26 protein-coding genes and 1 other annotated feature are annotated in these 21,924 nt (G+C 35.9%); of the genes, 18 read left to right on the top strand and 8 right to left on the bottom strand.

The features are described 5' to 3' along the window. Window positions 1-55: 55 nt before the first annotated feature. A complete protein-coding gene (locus U8D43_RS05415; protein ID WP_335870021.1) occupies window positions 56-808 on the top strand; it encodes a BsuPI-related putative proteinase inhibitor in 753 nt (250 codons plus the stop codon). Window positions 809-1,264: 456 nt separating this feature from the next. On the opposite strand, the gene U8D43_RS05410 is transcribed toward U8D43_RS05415, so the two are convergent. The 3 genes from U8D43_RS05410 to U8D43_RS05400 all read right to left on the bottom strand — a co-directional run bounded on the left by U8D43_RS05410 (window position 1,265) and on the right by U8D43_RS05400 (window position 2,715). Next, window positions 1,265-1,462, bottom strand: coding sequence for a DUF3813 domain-containing protein (locus U8D43_RS05410; RefSeq protein WP_335870019.1), 198 nt, complete (start codon window positions 1,460-1,462; stop codon window positions 1,265-1,267). 1 nt (window position 1,463) lies between these two features. After that, window positions 1,464-1,616, bottom strand: a complete 153-nt coding sequence (locus U8D43_RS05405) for a hypothetical protein (protein WP_335870017.1) — start codon at window positions 1,614-1,616, stop codon at window positions 1,464-1,466. A 289-nt stretch (window positions 1,617-1,905) separates the two neighbouring features. After that, window positions 1,906-2,715: a Cof-type HAD-IIB family hydrolase gene (locus U8D43_RS05400; protein WP_335870015.1), complete on the bottom strand. Its 810-nt coding sequence runs from the start codon at window positions 2,713-2,715 to the stop codon at window positions 1,906-1,908. A gap of 500 nt (window positions 2,716-3,215) precedes the next feature. Between U8D43_RS05400 and U8D43_RS05395 the strand changes: the two genes are divergently transcribed. Further along, complete coding sequence (locus tag U8D43_RS05395; protein WP_335870013.1) at window positions 3,216-3,524, top strand: metal-sulfur cluster assembly factor; 309 nt, start codon at window positions 3,216-3,218, stop codon at window positions 3,522-3,524. 97 nt (window positions 3,525-3,621) lie between these two features. On the opposite strand, the gene U8D43_RS05390 is transcribed toward U8D43_RS05395, so the two are convergent. Both U8D43_RS05390 and U8D43_RS05385 read right to left on the bottom strand, forming a co-directional pair. Beyond that, a complete protein-coding gene (locus U8D43_RS05390) occupies window positions 3,622-4,314 on the bottom strand; it encodes a Crp/Fnr family transcriptional regulator (RefSeq protein WP_335870012.1) in 693 nt (230 codons plus the stop codon). 51 nt (window positions 4,315-4,365) lie between these two features. Then, entirely contained in the window at window positions 4,366-5,181 is an 816-nt protein-coding gene (locus U8D43_RS05385) for an undecaprenyl-diphosphate phosphatase (protein WP_335870011.1), read from the bottom strand. Window positions 5,182-5,359: 178 nt separating this feature from the next. Here U8D43_RS05385 and U8D43_RS05380 point away from each other — a divergent pair, with 178 nt between their 5' ends. The 4 genes from U8D43_RS05380 (at window position 5,360) to U8D43_RS05365 (ending at window position 6,848) form a co-directional block, all read left to right on the top strand. After that, window positions 5,360-5,539: a YjzC family protein gene (locus U8D43_RS05380; RefSeq protein ID WP_335870009.1), complete on the top strand. Its 180-nt coding sequence runs from the start codon at window positions 5,360-5,362 to the stop codon at window positions 5,537-5,539. A 153-nt stretch (window positions 5,540-5,692) separates the two neighbouring features. Further along, on the top strand, window positions 5,693-5,827 hold the full coding sequence (locus tag U8D43_RS05375; protein WP_335870007.1) for a hypothetical protein: 135 nt from the start codon (window positions 5,693-5,695) through the stop codon (window positions 5,825-5,827). A gap of 403 nt (window positions 5,828-6,230) precedes the next feature. After that, entirely contained in the window at window positions 6,231-6,413 is a 183-nt protein-coding gene (locus U8D43_RS05370) for an AAA family ATPase (RefSeq protein ID WP_442893559.1), read from the top strand. A 123-nt stretch (window positions 6,414-6,536) separates the two neighbouring features. Then, window positions 6,537-6,848, top strand: a complete 312-nt coding sequence (locus U8D43_RS05365; protein WP_335870004.1) for a ClpB D2-like domain containing protein — start codon at window positions 6,537-6,539, stop codon at window positions 6,846-6,848. A gap of 182 nt (window positions 6,849-7,030) precedes the next feature. Here U8D43_RS05365 and U8D43_RS05360 read toward each other — a convergent pair whose 3' ends face one another. Further along, window positions 7,031-7,213, bottom strand: coding sequence for a YjzD family protein (locus tag U8D43_RS05360; RefSeq protein ID WP_335870002.1), 183 nt, complete (start codon window positions 7,211-7,213; stop codon window positions 7,031-7,033). A gap of 672 nt (window positions 7,214-7,885) precedes the next feature. Here U8D43_RS05360 and U8D43_RS05355 point away from each other — a divergent pair. The 11 genes from U8D43_RS05355 (at window position 7,886) to U8D43_RS05305 (ending at window position 17,873) form a co-directional block, all read left to right on the top strand. After that, on the top strand, window positions 7,886-8,626 hold the full coding sequence (locus U8D43_RS05355; RefSeq protein ID WP_335870000.1) for a hydrolase: 741 nt from the start codon (window positions 7,886-7,888) through the stop codon (window positions 8,624-8,626). A gap of 31 nt (window positions 8,627-8,657) precedes the next feature. Continuing rightward, entirely contained in the window at window positions 8,658-9,419 is a 762-nt protein-coding gene (locus U8D43_RS05350; protein ID WP_335869998.1) for a hypothetical protein, read from the top strand. Between the two features lie 103 nt (window positions 9,420-9,522). After that, the gene (locus U8D43_RS05345) at window positions 9,523-10,494 is read left to right on the top strand and encodes a BMP family ABC transporter substrate-binding protein (RefSeq protein WP_335869996.1); all 972 of its coding nucleotides are present in this window, start codon (window positions 9,523-9,525) and stop codon (window positions 10,492-10,494) included. After that, complete coding sequence (locus U8D43_RS05340; RefSeq protein ID WP_335869994.1) at window positions 10,491-10,682, top strand: ComZ family protein; 192 nt, start codon at window positions 10,491-10,493, stop codon at window positions 10,680-10,682. The genes U8D43_RS05345 and U8D43_RS05340 overlap by 4 nt, the downstream gene beginning before the upstream one ends. Window positions 10,683-11,231: 549 nt before the next feature. Continuing rightward, a complete protein-coding gene (locus tag U8D43_RS05335; RefSeq protein WP_335869992.1) occupies window positions 11,232-12,167 on the top strand; it encodes a beta-ketoacyl-ACP synthase III in 936 nt (311 codons plus the stop codon). A 67-nt stretch (window positions 12,168-12,234) separates the two neighbouring features. Then, window positions 12,235-13,476 carry a beta-ketoacyl-ACP synthase II gene (gene fabF / locus U8D43_RS05330; protein WP_335870156.1) on the top strand — a complete coding sequence of 414 codons (1,242 nt, stop codon included), beginning with the start codon at window positions 12,235-12,237 and terminating at the stop codon, window positions 13,474-13,476. Between the two features lie 127 nt (window positions 13,477-13,603). Beyond that, entirely contained in the window at window positions 13,604-13,774 is a 171-nt protein-coding gene (locus U8D43_RS05325; RefSeq protein WP_335869990.1) for a hypothetical protein, read from the top strand. A gap of 1,085 nt (window positions 13,775-14,859) precedes the next feature. After that, window positions 14,860-15,213, top strand: a complete 354-nt coding sequence (locus U8D43_RS05320; protein WP_335869988.1) for a hypothetical protein — start codon at window positions 14,860-14,862, stop codon at window positions 15,211-15,213. A gap of 616 nt (window positions 15,214-15,829) precedes the next feature. Continuing rightward, entirely contained in the window at window positions 15,830-16,588 is a 759-nt protein-coding gene (locus U8D43_RS05315; RefSeq protein ID WP_335869986.1) for a DUF2268 domain-containing putative Zn-dependent protease, read from the top strand. 242 nt (window positions 16,589-16,830) lie between these two features. After that, complete coding sequence (locus tag U8D43_RS05310) at window positions 16,831-17,052, top strand: YuzI family membrane protein (RefSeq protein WP_335869984.1); 222 nt, start codon at window positions 16,831-16,833, stop codon at window positions 17,050-17,052. Between the two features lie 80 nt (window positions 17,053-17,132). Beyond that, a complete protein-coding gene (locus tag U8D43_RS05305; RefSeq protein WP_335869982.1) occupies window positions 17,133-17,873 on the top strand; it encodes a YjbA family protein in 741 nt (246 codons plus the stop codon). A 26-nt stretch (window positions 17,874-17,899) separates the two neighbouring features. Here U8D43_RS05305 and trpS read toward each other — a convergent pair whose 3' ends face one another. Both trpS and U8D43_RS05295 read right to left on the bottom strand, forming a co-directional pair. Beyond that, on the bottom strand, window positions 17,900-18,892 hold the full coding sequence (gene trpS, locus U8D43_RS05300) for a tryptophan--tRNA ligase (RefSeq protein WP_335869980.1): 993 nt from the start codon (window positions 18,890-18,892) through the stop codon (window positions 17,900-17,902). A 53-nt stretch (window positions 18,893-18,945) separates the two neighbouring features. Continuing rightward, window positions 18,946-19,181 (bottom strand) — a binding site (T-box leader). Between the two features lie 41 nt (window positions 19,182-19,222). Next, window positions 19,223-19,609 (bottom strand): DUF3899 domain-containing protein, encoded by a 387-nt coding sequence (locus U8D43_RS05295; protein WP_335869978.1) that lies wholly within the window; start codon window positions 19,607-19,609, stop codon window positions 19,223-19,225. Window positions 19,610-20,123: 514 nt separating this feature from the next. Between U8D43_RS05295 and U8D43_RS05290 the strand changes: the two genes are divergently transcribed. Then, a complete protein-coding gene (locus U8D43_RS05290) occupies window positions 20,124-21,800 on the top strand; it encodes a peptide ABC transporter substrate-binding protein (protein ID WP_335869976.1) in 1,677 nt (558 codons plus the stop codon). The last annotated feature ends 124 nt before the right edge of the window (window positions 21,801-21,924 follow it).

Genomic DNA, 21,924 nt, shown 5'->3' with positions numbered 1-21,924 from the left:
ATAAGAAGAAAAACAGATACTACAAATGATTAACCTGAAAATAGGAGGAATCATTTTGAAGAAATGGGTTTGTTTTATGCTTCTATGTACGTCTCTTTTTTCAACGATGCAAATGACATATGGAATGACAAAAAAAGAATTACAGTGGAGTGTTGAAGGTACAGTTATTGGAGAAGAAATGAAAATCACCCTTTCATTGCAGAATAAAAGCTCGTCTACTTATACGTTTCAGTTTCCAACAAGTCAAATGTTTGATTACTGCATTTATAATGAACAAAATCAAAAGGTTTATCGTCATAGTGATGGAAAGCGATTTCTTCAGTCTCTTCATACTCTTACATTAAAACCTGGGCAATCGAAAGTATGGACAAGTGTTTGGCAAATGAGACCAGATTTACCTGGAGGAGATTATTCCATTATCGCCAGTTTTCTACCCACGAAACCAAAAGCTAAGGATTCTTTACAAACAAACTATTCTTTTAAAGTGGATGATTCGCGAGACACTTTTCGAAATTTAAAGGTTTTAGTTAAGGGAAAGGGTCAGTTTGAAATCTCAGGAGAGGCCAAAACGAGAGAGGGTAGTTTTTATTACACCGTAGAAGATGGTCATGATGTATTAGTTGAAGAGACACTTGTTAAAGTGAATAAAAAGGAACCAAGCTGGACTCAATTTGTGTTTATAGTAACAGAAACGGAGAGCTGGGTTGGAAATGACAATGCTATTCTCATGCTTTACGAAAGAGATCAAGCAAATGGAACACCTTTGAATCAGTTTACAATAAAGCTGCATAACCAAACGACTCAATAACTCAACGACTTCTCAACATCAGAGAAGTCTCTTTATTAGTTTTTTTGTATACATTTTTATTAGTTAATGTCACATGAGATAGAATATCCCATATTAGCTGTGACTTAGTTGAAATATGGGGAAATCTTCATTTTAAAACGTGTTCATATTACTGTGAAAAGCAATGTTCTTCGCCAAAATGATCATTTAGAAAGGGAAGTGAGCATAAATTTTGATCTGGTTTTGTGTTATGTCGAAGCAAGATATTACTTTTTCTAGCGGAATGAACAATATAATTATTGAATGTCCAGAAAAAATGGGTAATATCACCTGTTACAGATTATCTTATTAAAATTCTGTTGGTTCAAGATGTTCATTGCTTGTTAGAAGGAGAGTCAGAATCACTTTTATGATAATAAAGAAATATTTCTGGAAATTGTAATTAGACGCCTCTTTTGAAAGAGGCGTCTAAAATGATTAATGAAGCTGGCTGAGTTCTGTTTGCATTTGTCTTAATTGTGCTTGTTCGTAGACATTACTGTTGGCGTAGGCGCTCGATAAAGCGTTCTTAGCTTTATCGATATAGGCTTGCTTTACCTCGGTATCCCCTGCCTCACAAGCTTGAACAGCCTGTTCTACAAAGTCACGTGCTTGTACATAAAGTGGGTTTGTCATCTTAATTTCCACCTAAAGAGGAATTTTGTACATTTTGAAGTTTCTCTGCTTCAGCCTCAGCTAAAGTTGAATGATAAGGAATTCGATCATCATGTTTAGAAACGGTATTTTTACCTTGTTGTACAAATCGTTTTGACTTATTACTTTTACTCATGCACAAACACCCCTTCTTTGTGTTTAAGACGAATGTATTACTCGCCCATTACTAGTATGAGCTGAGACAGGAGAATTAATTGAGATAATAAATGGTAATTATTAAAGGTTGTTTTCGCAGAGAGTGTAAATTTTAGAACAAGAAAGCATGCCTTGAGGTAAACCTCCTTGCTCTTTATGGCATGTAAAATGAAGTCAAATGTTAAGCAAGTTAGGGCAAGTTCCTAAAAAAATATCTAGAAATTTCTTCGGATGTCAAAAGAACCTGGCTTTCAGAAATAGATTCGTACTTATAATGAAAATCGCTTCTCTAAATAAATACCTATACCATCTTCTTCATTGGATAAAATAACTTCGTTTGCAATGGCCTTTAGGGAAGGGATGGCATTGCCCATTGCGATTCCACTACCAGCATATTCAATCATTTCTAAATCATTATCTTCATCACCAAAGGCAATGATCCGTTCAGGTGGAATTCCGAAGTGTTTAGCAACTATGTCGATACCTTTTGCTTTATTTAGCCCTTTTTTCACAATTTCAATTACGTGCCATGGTGCAGCCCAACGGCGGTGATCAATTACTTCAGCATGAACATCGCTTAAGTGTTGACGGATAGTTGCAACTTCAAATTCTTCTGCATGAATAAGCATGGAGGTTGGGTGATCAGTCAAAATTGTGTGAAGCTCGCCTGTTTCTATGTTTGGATTGCCGAAGCTAAACACATCAATTAAACGTTCATCATGATAATGAAAATAAACATCATCCATTACTTCAGCGATAATGTTGTGAAAGGAAAAATCTTTGCAGGCCTCTACAATGCTTAAGGCAATTTCAACTGACATTGGCTCATGATACATTCCCCACTCATTGTTTAGGGGATGATGTACAAATGCTCCATTAAAATTGACAATCGGTGTCGTTAGACCCAGTTCTTGGTAATACACTTCACTAGCTCGGTAAGGTCTGCCAGTTGCAATCATAACTTCATGACCCTTTTCCATGAGCTTATGTAGAATTGCTTTCGTTTTAGCTGAGATTTTTTTTTCGTCTGTTAGGAGAGTTCCGTCTAAATCTAATGCGATTAAGTGTTTGTCTGTCATGTCATTCGCTCCTCTAGTTTTGGGTGACTAATGTAAAGTGCATCTGTATTTAAAAGGCTGTTTTCGCAAAATTTATTGCTTTTAGTACCAGTCTTTAAACTCTGACTTAGTTTGGTTTCGGGCCATCTTTCGTAATTAATTTCATTTAACATTTGCAATAGTAGATGATTATCCTAAATGATGGATCAATAGAAACAATGTATATGAAAAGAGCCTTTAAAAAAGAATGTCTAATTGTACCACTTAGATATCTAAAAGTGTAATAAAAACAAAGGTGAAATAGAATAATGAAATGGAAAAAAGACTTTCACAAAATAGATGGTTTACTTAACTTTCGTGAAAAAAGGAAAAAATCCTCCTTTTTAAATTGGAATTCACTTGAACGAAGGTATATAAGTGATGGTTTAGCCATCACAAAAAATGAGTAATGCTTGTCATTTGGATGAACCTCAATGATTTGTTATGATAAGATAGAAATATGTGAAAAAGGAGTGTATGGAATGGATCAAGAGATGAAAGACAGTTTGATGGGAGCATTAGAACAAGTAGTGGACCCTGAATTAGGAATAGATATTGTTAACTTAGGCTTAGTGTATGATGTGGATTTAAACAGTGATGGATTAGCAAAAGTTACGATGACGCTTACTTCTATGGGATGTCCTCTCGCAGGAACGATTGTTGATCAAGTGAAAATTGCCCTAGGTGATTTACCTGAAGTAAAAGAAACAGAGGTAGACATCGTTTGGAACCCACCATGGAGCCGTGACATGATGTCTCGATACGCTAAAATAGCATTAGGAATTCGTTAAAAAAACCCGGCATAGCCGGGTTTTTTTTAATAGATAATAAATTATGAAAAATGAGGGAGTTAGATTGATGGCAACCTCGAAATGCCCTGCGATTTTCTTAATCAATACGACAAATCTCTATTGGGCATTCTTCGCAATCAATTTCCTTCTTTAAATAGGAGAGACGATAAATGGTGATGATTCCTTTCGTGAAAGAAAGGACATTTTCTCTTTTAAGGTCGTTTAACAACCGATTGACGACTTCTCGAGAAGTTCCACAAAAATTTGAGATTTCTTGATTCGTTAACGATAGTTCAATGACTAGTCCATCTGAAGTCATTTTTCCGTAGCTATTGGACAAACGAATCAACGTGGAGTATAGTGCTCCCTTTTTACCATGAAGGATTAAATCACGAAATTTTGTTTGGTTTTTCCGGTTTTGTAATTGGACATACTTTAACCACTCCAATGTGAGGTGAGGGTTGCTGGCCAATTTCTCTTCAAAATCGGATTTTTTCATCACTAATAGTTCAGTTGTTTCTAAAGCTTTTGCATTCAGCATATAAGCAGAAGAAGAACAAAATAGGGTTAGCTCACCTAAGACTTCACCTGGTGAAGATATTTTTAATGAAAGTTCCTTCCCATCAGGAATCACTTTACTTACTTGAAATTTCCCTTTAACCACAAAAAATAACTCAGAAGCAACCATTCCTTCTTGAAAAAGAAAACTGCCCTTTTCCAAATTTCTTTTTTGATTAACTTCTAAAAACATATTTTTTATTTCTGAAGGAATTCCTACAGGCGTTTGCATCGTATTCCCCCTTTTGAGTTCAATTGCTCTCGATTATAGCATAAAATGGAATTATAGAAAGAGTAATACTAGTGTACCAACAATGAAACAGTAGACAGCAAAATATTTCAAGTTCCCCTTTGCCATAATATTCATAAACCATTTTAATGAAAAATAAGAAGCCACTAACGATCCGATAAAGGCAAGAGTATAGGGAATCATCAACTCTGCTAAATGCTGATCTTCTAATAAATCACCAATGGATTTCACGGTCACGCCTAGACTAACAGGGATGTACAATAGAAACGAGAAGCGTAAAGCGGTCTCTTGTTTCATCCCAAGGCCCATAGCCGCTACAATCGTTGCTCCTGATCGGCTAATACCAGGAATTAAGGCAATCGCTTGAGCAAATCCAACGATGATTGCATCCTTGACAGTTAGTTCTCCGTCACTTTTTCGACCTTTCAAGTTCCGAATTAACCATAACGCTAACCCTGTTATAAGAAGAGCAATCGCAACTGTTGAAACGTCTTTAAGTTTTGCTTCAATAAAATCTCCGAATAGTAGACCAATTACACCTGCTGGAATCGTTCCAATGATTAAATAAAGGATAAACATAAAATCGGCTTTGCTTTCTTGGTTCTTACTAGAAATAAAAGAAAGGCCGTTTTTAATTAAACGGAGAAGGTCTTTCCGATAAATGAGCAAGACAGCAAAAAGCGATGCCGTATTAACAAGGATATCAAAGGTTAAACCTTTTAATTCTAAATGAAAAAAATGTTTTGCAAGCTGTAAATGTCCACTAGATGATATCGGTATCGGTTCGGTGAAACCTTGAAAAATACCTAGGAATAAATATTTTAATAAAAAATAGAAGTTTTCTGTCATGTTTTTGCCTCCAATAATTTTTTCACATCCTTTAATTTAACATTAAGTGTGATTATTGTGTACTGAATCTTTTTGGGTTCAGGTCAAGATTGGAAATTATCTACCGGTATTAAATCGAGAAGTTCAACGAATAGTAATAGTAGTGAGGAAAATTGATACAAAAGAAGGAGGAATGACGATGGGACAACCTCGACATTTTCGTGGAGGGGAAAAAGCACCAAATAACGGCATCTATATTGAAATTGGTGAAACAGGAAGTAATGTGAAAAACCCACAAAAACTGAAACTAAAAGCAGGAGAACGTTTTCCAGAAAACGCCAATCACAATCGTCATTGGACGTATTTACCGAAACCGTAATATAAATCACGTTCAAGAAACTGTCCTTTCAAGGCAGTTTCTTTACTTTTATCCATATATTTCTAACCTTAGAAGAAGGAACGAAAAGGAGGTAAAAGCATGAAAATAACAGCTTTAATCTTCCAAGTTTAAGGACTGCAAAGTGAGATAGAGGTGACGGAGATACGGGAAAAGGAAAAACAAGAAATCTACTTTTTACAAGAAAAGAAGGAAGAACTCGTTATCCTAAAAAGGAAGTTAAGCGATGCGGAAAATGAATATTATTTAAACCTAGCACTAGAACTCTAACATGGTAAACTCCCTTCATTACAAAATAAATGTCCCTACTTGAAGAGCAAATGAACTTGAGAGAGAATTCGGATGAACGCATGTTAAGGAAAGAAACAACAGATGAAGAAATCTCATCGATTATGTTTCACTGGACAGGAATTCCTCATTCTAAGCTAATGAGAGGCGATAGGGAAAACTTCTAAATCTTCAAGTCTTCTTACATAAACGCGTTTTTTGTTCAAAAGGAAGCTGTAAATGCAGTCAGTGATGCTGTCATCCGAGCGCGTGCCGGTATCAAAGATCCAAATCGTCCGATTGGTGCGTTTATCTTCTTAGGATCAACAGGAGTGGGAAAAACATAATGTGTCTAGGATAACGGGTGCTCCTCCTGGATATGTGGGGTATGAAGAAGGGGGGGCAATTGACTAATGCGGTTCGTAGAAAACCATATTCAGTTCTATTATTAGATGAAATTGAAAAAGCACACAGTGAGGTCCTCATTGTACTTCTACAAATATTAGATGACAGAAGAGTGACTGAATCACGGGGAAGAAACGTCAACTTTAAAAATACGGTAATCATCATGACTAGCAATATTGGCTAGTCACACTTATTAGAGCAACGAGATAGATCTAATGAAATTTCACCCGATATGGAACAAAAAGTAAGGGATTCACTTTCGACATTATTTCGACCTGAGTTTTCAAACAGGGTGGATGATATTGTATTGTTTAAACTACTGGAATTAAAAAAAGTTCAAATGATTATTGAGAAATTAATTCAAACTACACGAGATCGATTAAAAGAACAACAAGTAGACCTATCCATATCAGAAAGAGTGAAGTTATTTGTTGCTGAACAGGCGTTTGATCCTATATTTGGTGCGCGTCCTCTGAAAAGATATTTACAACGGGAATTTGAAACGAATATTGCGCGAGAAATATTTGCAGGTAATATTAGTCCGTATGATTCCATTTTTGTCGATATTGACGGAGAAAAGCTGGTGATTAAGACTCATTTCACTGTTGATTTCCATTAAAAATAGACGAAATGATGCTCGATACAAAGCTATATCACCTTTTATTAACTGGTGCGAAAAGCAACAAACTTTGCGAAAACAGTCTTAATAAAAATGTAACCTCTGCAAAAATAGCTTGATAATAAATAAAAGGTTCAAACCTGGACAGATTTGAACCAAATGCTTCGCTTGTGTTGAAGGGCTTAATGCTTCTCGATAGGGTCATTTGGAATGACAGCGGATACAACAAATATTAACAATGTTGCTATGACAGCAAGAATCGCTCCCGTTTCAAAATCAAACGATGCACCATTCATGGAACTAACAACATAAGAAAGCATTTCAACTAATAAAAAAGTCCAAAAAAACGTCCAAAAATATCTCACTATTCTCACCTCACATTGTATATATACATAGTATACCTCATTTTACATGTTTCATCATACCATAGCTTTTATCAATAGTGAACTCGTTTCACTATTGATAAAATAAGAGTTGAGAAATTACGGAACTCCCATCAAAAAATTCACCAGTATCCTTCACATATTGAAAGGCTCTCTTCGTTTATATTATGGCTATTTCATCTGATGTTTGACTATATCCTCCACTTCCGCTTTTAAAAACTATATTACATTGGTTATAAAAGCAACAAACATTGCTAGAACAACCAAGGAAATAGTCTTCAATAACTCAATGATTCATGACTAATCCCATTTTTCATCACTAATTTCCTGGATATAGCATTAAGTGTTTGGAGGTGAAATTATCTCACTTTTTATCCATGACTCTGTACAGAGTCATGGATAAAAAGTGAAAAAAAGATGATTAGTAGGCGAATCGCCTTTCGCAATTTTTTCTTGCACATACACTAATATGACTTAGTTTGTAGAGGAACTTTCGTATACAATGTTGCAGCTGAATGGAATTATCTATTTTGACAGTCAATTAGTCGAATAAATACGAAAGGTTGACCCGAAACCTATCTTTTAACAGGTATATTTACGGCTGGGAAAAGCAAGATTATTTGCGAATACAGCCTTTGTAAAAGGAGAATTATGATGAGGCAGCGGAAATTTCAATTAGAAAAAGAGTGGTGCATTGTTCATTATCCAGAGAAACCAAACGGATTTGCCGTGATGATCCTAGGTGACTGTCATCATTATGTAGATGAAGAAAGTAGTTTTTGGTCGCAACACGAAACGAGAAAAAACATCATAAAGGAATTAACCGTTAGAGGCTATCTAGTTTGTTACACTAATCTTTATGGATGCCATTGGGGGAATGATAAAGCAGTAAATTTAGCGAAAATGCTCTATCATCATGTGATCAGAACGGAAATCATTAACGAACGTTTTCACATCCTAGCTGATGGGATGGGAGGTTTGGTCGTAGAAAAACTTCTACCCCTACTCCGAGATAGAATTCGGTCTGTTGTGCTGTATTCACCCTGCTTATCAATCCCGGTTCATCTAGATTTTGAAAAAGAACAAAAATTTTTTTACAAGAAGGTGTTAAAGGAACTTGCTCTTGCATATAATCAATCTGTCGTTGATTGTGTGGGATTTTTCAAAAATAAAAATGAGGTCCTATGTTGTGAAACAATTGATGTGCCAATATGTATCATCCAATGGGTTGGGTCAAATCGATATGTATCACAATTTCATCTTATCAAAGATTTGTATTTACAAAGAATGAAACAGCATAAAACGGTTGATTTACACTATTTACTTCCAGAAAAAAGTCAGACAGTCAGTTCTAAAATCATTGCGTTTTACGAGAAACAAGAATCTATTTTATAGTATGTATATTTCGGAGAGGAGGATTCCACCATTGAAGTCAGTTATTGTGTTTGCAGCTCAGAAATTTTTAGGATTTGAGTTGTGCAAATATTTAGTGGAAAAAGGGTATTCTGTTCATGGATTAGATGAGGATATAGAGGAGAATAGGTGGCTTGAAATAGGTCGGAATGCCAATGCGACCTACTCTCCCTATTCAGGTGTTCTAGACAAAAATCAACCAGAGCACATCGTGTTTTCATTTTACGATTGCGATTCCGTACAAATAAAGTTATTATCTCAACAGTTAAAGGATGTTTCGACTATAAGAGGAGTGCATTTTCATTGTCTCTTTCCCACTCATTTGCTCAGTGAACGCTTTGAAGTAGAATGGCTGCAATTAAACAGAACCCTTCAGGATCTTAAGACGGAAAATAAAGTTTCTACTATCTATTTACCTACAATTTTCGGTCCCAAACAACCTGAAAAGTATCTATATGCCTATTTAATGCGAGCCGATAAAGCCGATATAAAGAAAAAGCTGTTTTTTGATGATCCTTCAGATGTTTTATGGATAGAAGATGTTATTAAGGCCATTGAAGCTAATTTTGAAACCGAGTGTAACTGTCTATATGCCTCTTTTGAAGAAGGAAGATGGGAGAAGGGACTGAAAATGCTATCGACTGAAGCAATTGCATCCGACACCCCTCTTTTTATTCGCTCTCATATAGAGGAGAAAGTCCAAATAAAACAATCTATTGCCTTACAAAAAGGATTAGAGTTACAGCGTCAATCTTACAAAAATGACAAAAAATAAGTACAAAGTAACAAAAAAATCTTTTCATTAGAATAGTAGAAATGTAGAATGAAAGAGACAAAGGTACTAAACATCCTAGGGTAGTAAAGGAGTTGCACGTTTTGTGAACAAGGGTTTTCTATTTTTATTCCTCATAATATTTATTGCGATTCTTTCAGCTTGTTCACCAGAACAGGATAGTGAAGAAATAAACAAAGTAGGATTATTAGTGCCGGAAACAATTAGTGATCAAGTATGGGGCACGAAAGGCTATAAAGGCCTATTAAAAATTCAGTCTCAGCATGACATTGAGGTCTACTATGAAGAAGAAATGAACTCAGAGGCTGCAACTTTAAATGCCATAATGAGATTTGATGAACAAGGAGTTAACCTGATCTTTGGCCATGGAAGTGAATATGGTGAATATTTCAATAAAATAGGATTAGAGTATCCCCATATTCATTTTGTAAGTTTTAATAGTCATTCGAAGTTAGAGAACACTACAAGCTTATCTTTCGAATCATATGCTATGGGGTACTTCGGTGGAATGACAGCAGCACATATGTCCAATACCGGTTCGGTGGGTATTATTGCTGCCTTTGATTGGCAGCCTGAAGTCAATGGATTTATTGAAGGAGTGCAATTCCAAAACCCTGAAGCCCAAGTATTTGTTCGGTTTACAGAGGATTGGGACGATAAAGAAAAAGCTCATGATTTCTTAACAGAATTAATGAGTCAAAAGGTAGATGTATTGTATCCAGCTGGAGATGGGTACAATATCTCTGTGATTGAAACATTAAAAGAAAATGGCTTGTTTGCGATTGGGTATGTTTCTGATCAATCAGACTTAGGAGAAAATACGGTATTAACGAGCACTGTTCAGCATGTGGACAGGCTATACGAAGTGGTAGCAGATCAATTCATTCAAGGTAAGCTTGAATCAGGGGATTTATATTTTGATTTTCAAGATGATGTTATTTCACTGGGGCGATTTAGTTCAAATGTCGATGAGGAGTTTCAAGAAAAAATCAGATCATATGTTGAAGAATATAAAAAATCAGGTGTTTTACCTGAATATCAGGAGGTCCAGTCATGAATCAAGATAAAAGCATGCAATTTATGCAAATTGCCATGAAGTACTTTCCACAAGCAAAAGATCAATTAGAAGAAGCGGGTATTGATGTAACCATGGACATGCTTCAACCGTTTATGACGCTCTTTACTCAAGTAATGTCAGAAGCGTACGAACTAGGAATTCAAGATGCAAAAAATGAGCAGAAATAACAACAACGTTTACCAAATGTGACGGTTCTAACATTGTTTTTATAGGAAAAAAAGCCGAAATTCTACTTTAATTGGGAATTTTGGCTTTTTTCTTAATTAGGATATCTTTTTCGGTTTAAATTAATGAGAGCAATTTTTTAGCAGAATCCATGAATAAATGGATTATTAATAAATAGGACAAGGTATGTTCTTTAGAAGAATTGTACTGTTCTATGTTTTTGTTCGGTGTTTTTGGTCATCTTCGTGTAAAAAGGTTATCTTGAATGGTTAGTTAATTTACATCTCTATTCAGACTAAAGAAAACGAAGAGATGCCCTGAAATCTATCTTTTTAACGGAGTATATACTCCTGCTAAAAGCTACTATCTTTGAGAAAACAGCGTTTATAGAAGATGTGAATTCTATTGAAACGGACAGTATTAGTTGCCAAATTAGTTTTTTTTCGTTAAAATTAGCACCAAGTCATAATATTAAATATAATAAACAGATAATATAATATTTCGCTTTTGGAGATGTGAAAGATACCTAAGAGGTGAAAGGAGATTTGAAGATGAATGCTGGAATTATAGGAATTGGAAAATACGTTCCTGAAAACATCGTCACAAATTTCGATTTAGAAAAAAAAATTGATACATCAGACGAGTGGATTCGAACAAGAACAGGAATAGAAGAACGCAGAATAGCTCCAGATTCAATGGAAACATCAGATTTAGCATATGAGGCAGCCTTGAAAGCATTAGAGGATGCTCAACTTCAACCAGAGGATATTGATTTAATTCTTGTTGCAACAGTTACACCAGATCAACCATTCCCTACAGTAGCTTGTATGCTGCAAGATAAGTTAGGAGCAAAAAACGCGGCTGCAATGGATGTGAGTGCAGCGTGCGCTGGTTTTATGTATGCGATGGTAACAGCGAAACAGTATATTGAAAATAACGCTTATAAACATATCTTAATTGTAGGGGTTGAAAAATTATCTAAAATCACGGACTGGTCGGATAGAAATACGGCTGTTTTATTCGGTGATGGTGCTGGTGCAGCAGTTATTGGCCCGGTTTCGAAAAATAGAGGAATATTGGCCTTCGAGCTTGGCTCAGATGGGTCAGGAGGAAAATACTTATATCAAGAAAAAGACTTTATTCATATGAACGGACGTGAGGTATTTAAATTTGCCGTACGCCAAATGGGTGAGTCTAGTGTTTCTGTGCTAAATAAAGCCGGACTAACGAAAGAAGATGTGGACTTTTTAATTCCACACCAAGCGAATATCCGCATCATGGAATCTGCTCGTCAACGTCTGGAACTACCAGAAGAGAAAATGTCTAAGACTGTACACAAATACGGAAATACATCAGCTGCTTCCATTCCGATTTCTATGGTAGATGAATTAGAAGCAGGGAGAATAAAAGAAGATGATATACTAGTCATGGTTGGATTTGGTGGCGGCCTTACTTGGGGAGCCATAGTAATGAGATGGGGTAAATAAGTAAACAAAGCTGGGAATTATAAATAGAATGGATCTCAAAATGATTAAGGGGATGAAGAAGATAATGATGGAAAAAAAGCGAGTAGTAGTAACAGGTGTAGGTGCTGTTACACCTATGGGCAATAATATTGAAACAACTTGGGAAAACATAAAAGACGGAAAATCTGGGATCGACGTGATGACCCGATTAAATCCTGATGAATTTCCGGCAAAAGTAGTTGGAGAAGTAAAAGAATTTAATACTGAAAACTGGTTGGATCGAAAAGATGCTAGGAAAATGGATCGTTTTACACAATACGCTGTAGCAGCATCATTAATGGCCGTGCAAGATGCTAACTTAACAATAAGTGAAGAGAATGCCCATCGAGTGGGGGTGTGGATTGGCTCAGGAATTGGAGGGATGGAAACGTTTGAAAAACAATTTGAAGTTTTTCAAAAACGAGGATATCGTCGAGTTAGTCCTTTTTTCGTTCCGATGATGATACCGGATATGGCAGCTGGTCAAGTATCGATTTCACTTGGAGCAAAAGGAATGAATTCATGCACAGTTACTGCTTGTGCAACAGGTACGAACTCTATTGGAGACGCCTTCAAGGTCATTCAAAGAGGTGATGCAGATGTTATGGTTTCAGGAGGAGCAGAAGCCCCTATAACTATGATGTCAATGGCAGGATTTAGCTCAAATACCGCCTTATCTACGAATCCAGATCCTAAAAAAGCGAGCCGGCCGTTCGATGCTAATCGTGATGGCTTCGTAATGGGCGAAGGAGCTGGAGTTGTTATTCTTGAAGAGTTGGAGCATGCACTTGCTCGAGGAGCGAATATCTTAGCAGAAATCGTTGGATATGGCTCAACTGGAGACGCATATCATATCACTTCTCCTGCTCCAGAAGGGGAAGGTGGTGCACGGGCCATGAAGATTGCAATAGAAGATGGTGGGCTCGTTCCAACAGATATTGATTACATTAATGCACATGGAACCAGTACGGACTATAATGATAAATTTGAAACAATGGCCATTAAATCTGTTTTTGGAGAACATGCCTATAATCTTGCGGTAAGTTCAACAAAGTCTATGACTGGTCATTTGCTCGGTGCAGCAGGTGGTGTTGAGGCCATTTTTACCGTCTTAGCGTTAAAAGAAGGGATTTTACCTCCAACCATGAATTATGAAACTCCAGATCCGGAGTGTGACCTCGATTACGTACCCAATCAAGCGAGGAAACAAGACATTAAAGCAGCTATGAGCAACTCATTAGGCTTTGGTGGTCATAATGCGACAATAGTCTTTAAACGATTTGAAAACTAAATGTAGAAGTGACGGAAGAGTGTAGTCTATGACGCACTCTTTCTTTTTTTGGTCTGTTTTCGTAAATATTGTGGATATCTCCCGGTTCCTTTGTTATAGATATAATGGTTCCCAAATGTGGAAAGAGGTGTATCAAACTTACTTTGATTTACCCGATGACGAAAAGGAAATGTTTTTACAAGCGATAGAACGAGATAAAATTGGCAACAGTTCTGATATGGCTAAACTAATTTCAAACCTTCGAGAAACCTGTTTTGCGAAGGACAGTGGTGCGTTCATTCTGGTTCAACAGCGGTAGTCCGACAAGGGTATTACCGTGGTAGAGAACGTAATAAATGTAAGGAATGCACAAGACATTCAACGATAGGACTATTATTTTATGTAAAGATAAGATACAGCGATTAATAAGAAATTCCCTCACGAGACAATAAACCCAAGTAAGGGTATTTATGTGCATAAAAACACGTATATCATATTCAGCACGTTAACAGTAACCACAAACAGCTTAAACAGTGGTTAGGTTGGTTTGAACGGGTAGAAAACGATGGATCGACAAATATCTATATTGATTTCATTTTCTCCAGCTTAACAAGAACTTGCCGTATGGGGAGCAAATTACTTCGCTTCAATTGGAATGTTGCAGAAAATCAAATTATACAACCATTGGTGAACTTAGAGTTGCCTAAAATAAACTTTTGGTAGCTGAGGTAGAATTACTTTATACATGGCTGTTTTCGCAAATATTGTGGCTTTTCGAATAAAAAGGAATGTCTTGACTTATATGATTTCGTGCTCTTTTCCTAAGGCTCTTTTCGTATACATTGTGGCTATTTCATCTGATTTTTGATTAAATCGCCCATTTCACTGTGGATTTCCATCAAAAATAGACGAAATGATGCCCGAAACAAAGCTATATCACCGTTTACAGACTGGTTCGAAAAGCAACAAACTTTGCGAAAATAGCCTTTCCTAATGAAAAATTCTTCATTTCTAGATAAAAAAGAAGAAATCAATCGAAAAAACCCTACTGCCTGTTTTTTCTTTGTGTCAAGAGCAACAATGTATACGAAAAGAGCCTTGTACATAGATAAACAATTTCGCTATAACAAAATTGTATTTCGGAACAATTTTATAGTTGTATGTCTTTAAAGCCCTTTTACTGGAGGGATAAACCGCTTTAAATGTATTTAAAAAGGTAAGAAGAGGAATTCTACGCTAAAATATAATTGAATATTCAATATATTTAGGGGGATGCAGAGTCATCCTTTTTGAAGATTTTAATGAGATACCTAAATTAGATTATAAGTTAGAGGCCAAAGTTTATATAAAGCGAGTAAACTTAATAATACGGAGTGAAACCACTCTCCCCCCCCTGAAACTGAGTTGGAAGTCTCTATTCGACCATATTCAGAAAATCAGCGCTTAGGCAAAATCCAAGAATATCGGGTTGAGCCTCAAACAGAGAAAGTTACTAATACCACAGTCATAGTGAATGATAAAGGAAAGGTAGAAACCGTTGTTATTGACAGACCAGACACCTCTAAAAGATACAGAATAGAACTATCTGTGAAAAAAGAAAATGCTACTGAAGCTGAAAAAATTTTTTCTCTAAAAAAGTATATTAATTTAGTGAGGATTGAAGACCCTGATGGAATTGGAGCTAATTTGTCCTTTTTATCTATGGCAGAGATAAGGGAGCTTTTTCAGAAACCTATAAAAGCAAATAAAAATAGTTAATTAAACTGTAAATAAGGAACCTTCTGTTTTACGGAAGGTTCCTTTCACACTTCAAGAGAAGGAAGGTATTCTTCTACAACTATCGATTCTGAGTTGACCAACACTTTATCTAAATAAAACATAAAATCCCATAACCCTTTGCTATATTATTTGAAAACCACAATATTTTAGAAAATAGTTCTTTGGATAGGCTTTTTTCGTATACATATTGGCTATTTCATCTGATTATTGACTACATCCTCCCCTTCATTGTTGATTTTCATAAAAAACAGACGTAATGATGCCAGAAACAAAACTAAATCATAGATAATGGCTGTGTTCGCAGAGATTATGGCTTTTCGAATTAGCCCTCAATTCGTGATGAAGAATTGAGGGCATCTTTTCGCATCATTTTTAACCCGAAATAAAGAAAGAAAAGACTGTTTCCATCCTTTTTGTATGCTACAGCAACAAAGTGTGAGAAAAGAGACGTTGATAAAAAAGCAGTTAGAGAGGATAAGATGGGCGGTAATAAAGACACTCATATTCCTTATTTGCTAAGCAGTGTTGAAAAACAACGACCCTTTTATCTTAATTCTACATATGATGTGAAAAAGAAGGATTGGAGGGACTGTTATTGGCGGTAGTAGCAACCCATTCTGCGTTACTCAAGAATGGTGGGAATTTGGTTGATTTATTGAAATCCTTAAAATTCAGTCAGAAAGAGTCTGAGCATTTGTCCAAATACTTGAAACAATTTGGTATTTATAGAAGAAAATTAGATTTTGAAACGATTGTTCAAGAATTTCAGGAAAAGAGATATTGGCAAAAGGTTAGAAGGTTTGAAATTAAATACAGAAAATTGTGGAGCGGTCCGGACGTTCCCATATACATTCTTCCGATGGACCAAGGAAGTGAAGGCGCCATGTCTGGGGTGTCATTTAAAGATAAAATTTTTTTGTTTTTAACCACAGGAGTAACGGACAAAAAATTAGAAGCACTCTTTATTCATGAATATCATCACTGTGTGAGGATGAACGAACTATTGAAAAAAAAGAAAAAATTTAACTTGTTAGACTCAATAGTGTTTGAGGGTTTGGCAGAGCAGGCTGTTAAAGAGTATTGCGGGAAGGAGTATGTGGCAGATTGGTGCAACAGATATGATAGCGACCAATTAAAAAAAATGTGGAAAGCATCTATTTTACCTAATCTTGAAGTAGAAAAGGGAGTAAGACGTCATGAACATATCTTATATGGTAAAGGGTTTTCTCCTTCTATGATGGGGTATGCAGTCGGCTATTTTCTTATACAAGAGTGGCTAAAAAAGCATGAAGATTCAACTAAAAAGATGTTAATGAAATCTTCAGAAACATTTATTTTACAAGAAAATGAATAGTGTGAATATGCAGAAACGATGAGATTAGTTCCAATCAGGAGATGAATATAGGAGTGAGCAAACGTTTATCAATATTCTTACAGTGAAATGGATAAACGTTTGTTCTTTTAAACAGCCTTAGAATACTTAAAAGTATCAATGTTTGAGAGGACATTCATTAAAGAGCATATCTTTACAATTCATCGCATAGACTGGTCAATAAAATGGACGAGTTTCTATTTTGATAATGAAAGGAGACGGCGATGGTTTTAAGGTTATTTTTGCTTCTCCTTGGATTTGGACTAGCCGTATCGGGTGGCGTAAGCGTGATAATCTACTTAAATTTATTAACGACAGGTTTATCCCTTTCACAATTTTTTGTTTTGATGTTTGCAAGAGTAGAATGTTATTTATTCATCATAGGACTTTTACTAATAACCACATCTATTTATTTACCGTCCTATTGGAAAAAAGAAGAGGATTAAAAATATCTTAAAGTAAAGGAATAAATTTTCCGAACTCTGCCTATACTGAGTGACAAATAGGTCTGAAGCGAGGGGTTAAAATGTTATATCTTCACGACGTATGGGTCAATTGGTTTGAAGGAGAAGAAAATGGATACAATGTCTGTCATTTTCATGAATGGAGAAAGGAAGACGTAATCGAGTTATTAGATCAAGTTCCTTTGATCAAAGTAACGGATAATTTATTCCATTATATTGAAAATAACTTATCTGAGATTCCATCAGAATTGTTAAAAAGTATCCATCAAAAAGCCTACTTACGAAAAAATCATGAGAGAGTACAATTGGACTATTGTTTTGTGGTAACAGATGGAATTGGGATTCTGGCAATTGACACAATTGGTTACACGGTTCCAATCAGAAAAAGTCGATTAATTCCGCGTCAAGAACAATTGGTTTATGAAATGGTAGAATGTCATGAAGCGAGGAACTACTCCTATCAACCAGATGAAAAAGACTATCACATTTTATCTCCAGAACCAACAGTGATGAATGGTTTGACGAGAAAAGAAAGACAGCTAAAACAGCTCTTATTTATGGCACTTGATCAATTAAACTCGTCGAGTAATACCGCAGAGGTACGCTATTGGCATACCGAATGGGCTCCTGAGAGTTATGAAAGTATCCAAGGGATGACATTCAATCAAATATGGGAGAACCTTTATGAAGAAACAAAAGGAGGATGGAGTCCAAAACATGAAAACCTTTGTGAACGGCTCGTGAAGGGACAACCTTTCTTTGAAAAGCTATGGGATTTGGAACAAGGATCAAAAGTAAATTAGTAAAAGGAAGCCAATAGGCTTCCTTTTTAACGTTTTCTTTTTCGACCTAGTCCCATTGCATTTTCCATTTTATTGATCATCTTGGAGGCCACAGCATCGGCTTTAACGGCCCCATTGTTTAGTATTTGCTCGAGTTCTTCAGAGTCTATGAGTTCATAATACCGATCTTGAATTGGTTTAATTGTCGCTACCACAACGTCAGCTAAATCAGATTTGAATTGACCATAACCAATTCCCTCATATTTTTCTTCAAGTTCTTGAACCGTTGTCTTACCTAAAATTGAATAGATGGATAATAGATTTGAAACACCAGGTTTTTGTTCTTTATCGTATTTCACAATGCCTTCTGAATCTGTCACGGCAGATTTAATTTTTTTCTCAATTTGTTTTGGGTCATCTAATAAAGTGATGGTTGCTTTTTTATTTGGATCAGATTTACTCATTTTTTTAGTTGGATCCTGTAAGGACATAATTCGTGCACCAACTCCCGAAATGCGGATTTCTGGTACTGTAAAGATGTCATTGTACTTTTTATTGAAACGTTCAGCAATATTTCTAGTAAGCTCAATATGCTGTTTCTGGTCATCGCCTACAGGAACTATGTCGGTCTTATATAAAAGGATGTCGCCTGCCATCAACGGAGGATAAGTGAGTAATCCAGCGGTTACCGCTTCTTTACCATGGGATTTATCCTTGAATTGAGTCATTCGTTCTAATTCCCCGATGTAAGCAACACATTGAAGCATCCATCCGGCCTGGGCGTGAGCAGGAACTTCCGATTGAATGAAGATCGTTGATTTTTCTGGGTCAATACCGACAGCTAAATGTAGAGCGGCTAAAGATTTAATGTTCTTTCGTAGTTCAAGTCGATCTTGAGGCGTCGTAATTGCGTGTTGGTCAACTACACAGAAATAGCAATGATCTTCTTCTTGTAGCTCAATAAACTGCATCATTGCCCCGATATAGTTGCCAAGGGTGATCGTTCCACTCGGTTGAATACCTGAAAAAATTGTTTTCATAAAAAAACCTCCTAAAAGTAAAAATAAAAAAAACCACCCATCCCTATTATAGAAATAGGGACGAATGGTAAATTCCGCGGTGCCACCCTAAGTGCTCAGTTTGAGCCGCTTAGCGTCTATGTTGTTCATAGACTCCTAGTAACGTTAGGTTCCGCCACACACTACTAACAAAAGCTTTTGCATGTGGAGCTCGAAAGTCCATTCCATTCTGGATAGTGTTTGTTTTCACCAGCCACAAACTCTCTTAGAACTATACCTTGAATGTACTACTCTTTTTCTACGCTTTAAAATATGAAGATAAAAAAATTATACCGAACTATTCAACGACAATCAAGTAAGGAATACATATGAAATAATGGTTGTTCCAACAACCATTAGTAGTCCTACATAGAGAAATGGTCGTGTCATCGTGAATTGTTTTTTCACAACATATTCTTCATGAATTTCTTTCGTATCATCCAGATCATCATACTGTGCGAAGAAACTGCCCTCTTTCGTACTTTTGCGAAATCTCTTAAAGCTATAAACAATTCCATTAAAAAAGCCAGCCTCTATTACAAAACTAAAAGATCCAATCATTAGTAATAAAATGCCTAATAAAAAGGAACTATTAATGAATGAAGTAACAAAATTTTCTTCTGAGAAGAAAGAAAAGATAAGGGAAACAGAAAAAATACTAGAGAGGAGAAAAAAAATCAAAAAATATTTATTTTTCATAAATAATCACCAACTTCACTATTTGCTTGATTGTAGTATACAGGATGTGTAATTGAAAAGAAATAATGAAAGTAGGAATGGTAGATTTAGAAAAAAATGGAGTGTGCTGTATAAGTGTACAATTATCTTTTTCAGGAGGACGGGTGAGAGGATGTAAGTGCTATCACAAAGAACAAGGGATTAGAGGAGATTTAAATAACGATGGTACGATTAATTATTATTCGATAAAATGATTGTTTATACAAAAAAACAAATGACAAAGTTCCTTATTTTCCATCGGAAAAAGTAGTATTGATTTTAGAAATTGAGAGAAAATGTAGAGATTGTATCGAATTTTGTTTCCATTCTTGTTCTTGAAAAAACATTGTGATATCAACATTTAAATGTCGTTTATGACAGTTTTGCAAAAAAACTGTTAAATATATATTGCAAAAAATATCAGATGCGATATAATAGGTAACGAATCTTCTGACAAATTAGAAGATAAATATTAATACGGGGGGGCAATTTCAGAATGAAGAAAAAATTAGCATTTTTATTAGTTCTTCTTCTAGCACTATCTACTTTCTTAGCTGCTTGCGGCGGAGATGACAATGGTGATGGAGACAAAGACAAAGACAAAGACAAAGACACTGATGTATCACAAGATGATACGGATGCAGAAGAAAGAGACCAAGTACTTAACTTAAGAAGTACTTCTGAGATTCCATCTATGGATTCCTCTCTAGCAACTGACGCTGTTTCATTTGATGTAATGAACAGTGTATTCGAAGGATTATATCGATTAGGTGAAAACGATGAGCCTGTTGAAGGAATGGCAGAAGGTGAGCCTACTGTCAGTGAAGATGGAATGACTTACACGTTTAAAATTCGTGACGCAAAATGGTCTGACGGTTCTCCAGTAACAGCTCAAGATTTTGAGTATGCTTGGAAAAAAGCTCTAAATCCTGATACTGGAGCTGAATATGCTTACATCATGTATGACATCAAAAATGCAGCTGCTGTAAACTCGGGCGACGTTGCAATTGATGAATTAGGTGTAAAAGCAGTAGATGAAAAAACACTTGAAGTAACTCTTGAAACACAAGTTCCCTACTTCAAAGCATTATTATCTTTCGCAACTTTCTATCCTCAGAAAGAAGCATTTGTAACTGAACAAGGCGATCAATATGGTTTAGAAGCAGCTAACGCTCTATACAATGGACCTTTCGTATTGTCTGATTGGAAACATGAGCAAAGCTACCAGTTATCGAAAAACACGGAATATTGGGATAACGAAACGGTTAAATTGGAAGAAATCAATTATAATATTGTAAAAGATGTTGCAACTAGCGTATCTCTTTATGAAACGGATAAAATGGATGTTACTGGTTTAGACGCTGAATTCGTAGACAAGTGGAAAAGCGACGACAATTTCAAAACTCGTCCAGATACATCTGTATTTTTCCTACGGTTCAACCATGGTCACGAAGTTCTAAAAAATGTGAATGCTCGTAAAGCATTTGATATGGCTTGGGACAAACAAGGTTTAACTGATGTACTTCTTAATAACGGTTCAACACCAGCTTACTATTTAGTACCTCAAGAATTTGTTTTTGGTCCTGATGGAAATGACTTCCGTTCAATCAACGGTAACATGAATGAAACAAACGCTGAAATGGCTAAAGAGCATTGGGCTAAAGCAAAAGAAGAAGAAGGATTCGAAGAAGCTTCAATTGAATTATTGAACTATGATTCTGAAAGCTCTAAAAAAATCGGTGAATTCTTGAAAGAAGAACTAGAGCGTAACCTAGAAGGCTTAACTGTTACTATTAAGCAAATGCCTTTCAAACAAAAACTTGATTTAGAATCTAACTTAGATTATGACTTCTCATTTGCTGGTTGGGGACCGGATTATCCAGATCCGATGACATTTGTTGACATGTTCGTAACAGATGGCGCTCACAACCAAATGGGATATTCTAACCCAGAGTATGACAAACTAATTGAGCAATCTAAAGGTGAACTACTAAGTGATTTAGATGCTCGTTGGCAAGCAATGGCTGACGCTGAAAAAATCTTGTTTGATGATGCTGCAATTTCTCCAATGTACCAACGTGGAACTGCATTCTTAGAGCGTGAATACGTTAATGGTATTCTTCGTCACTCTTTCGGAGCAGACAATAGCTACAAATGGGCATACATTGAGTAGTAGAAAGTACTAGCAGAACATCAAAAGGAGAGTGTATGCATGTGCATATACTCTCCTTTTTCCACGATAAGCGAAAATTATCGAAATATATCAAATAGATTGAAAATAATTAATGTAACTATTA

The organism is Bacillus sp. 2205SS5-2, assembly GCF_037024155.1.
Lineage (GTDB): Bacteria > Bacillota > Bacilli > Bacillales > Bacillaceae_K > Bacillus_CI.
Note: the sequence above shows the minus strand (reverse complement) of the source record. Positions and strands in the feature narration are given on the sequence as shown.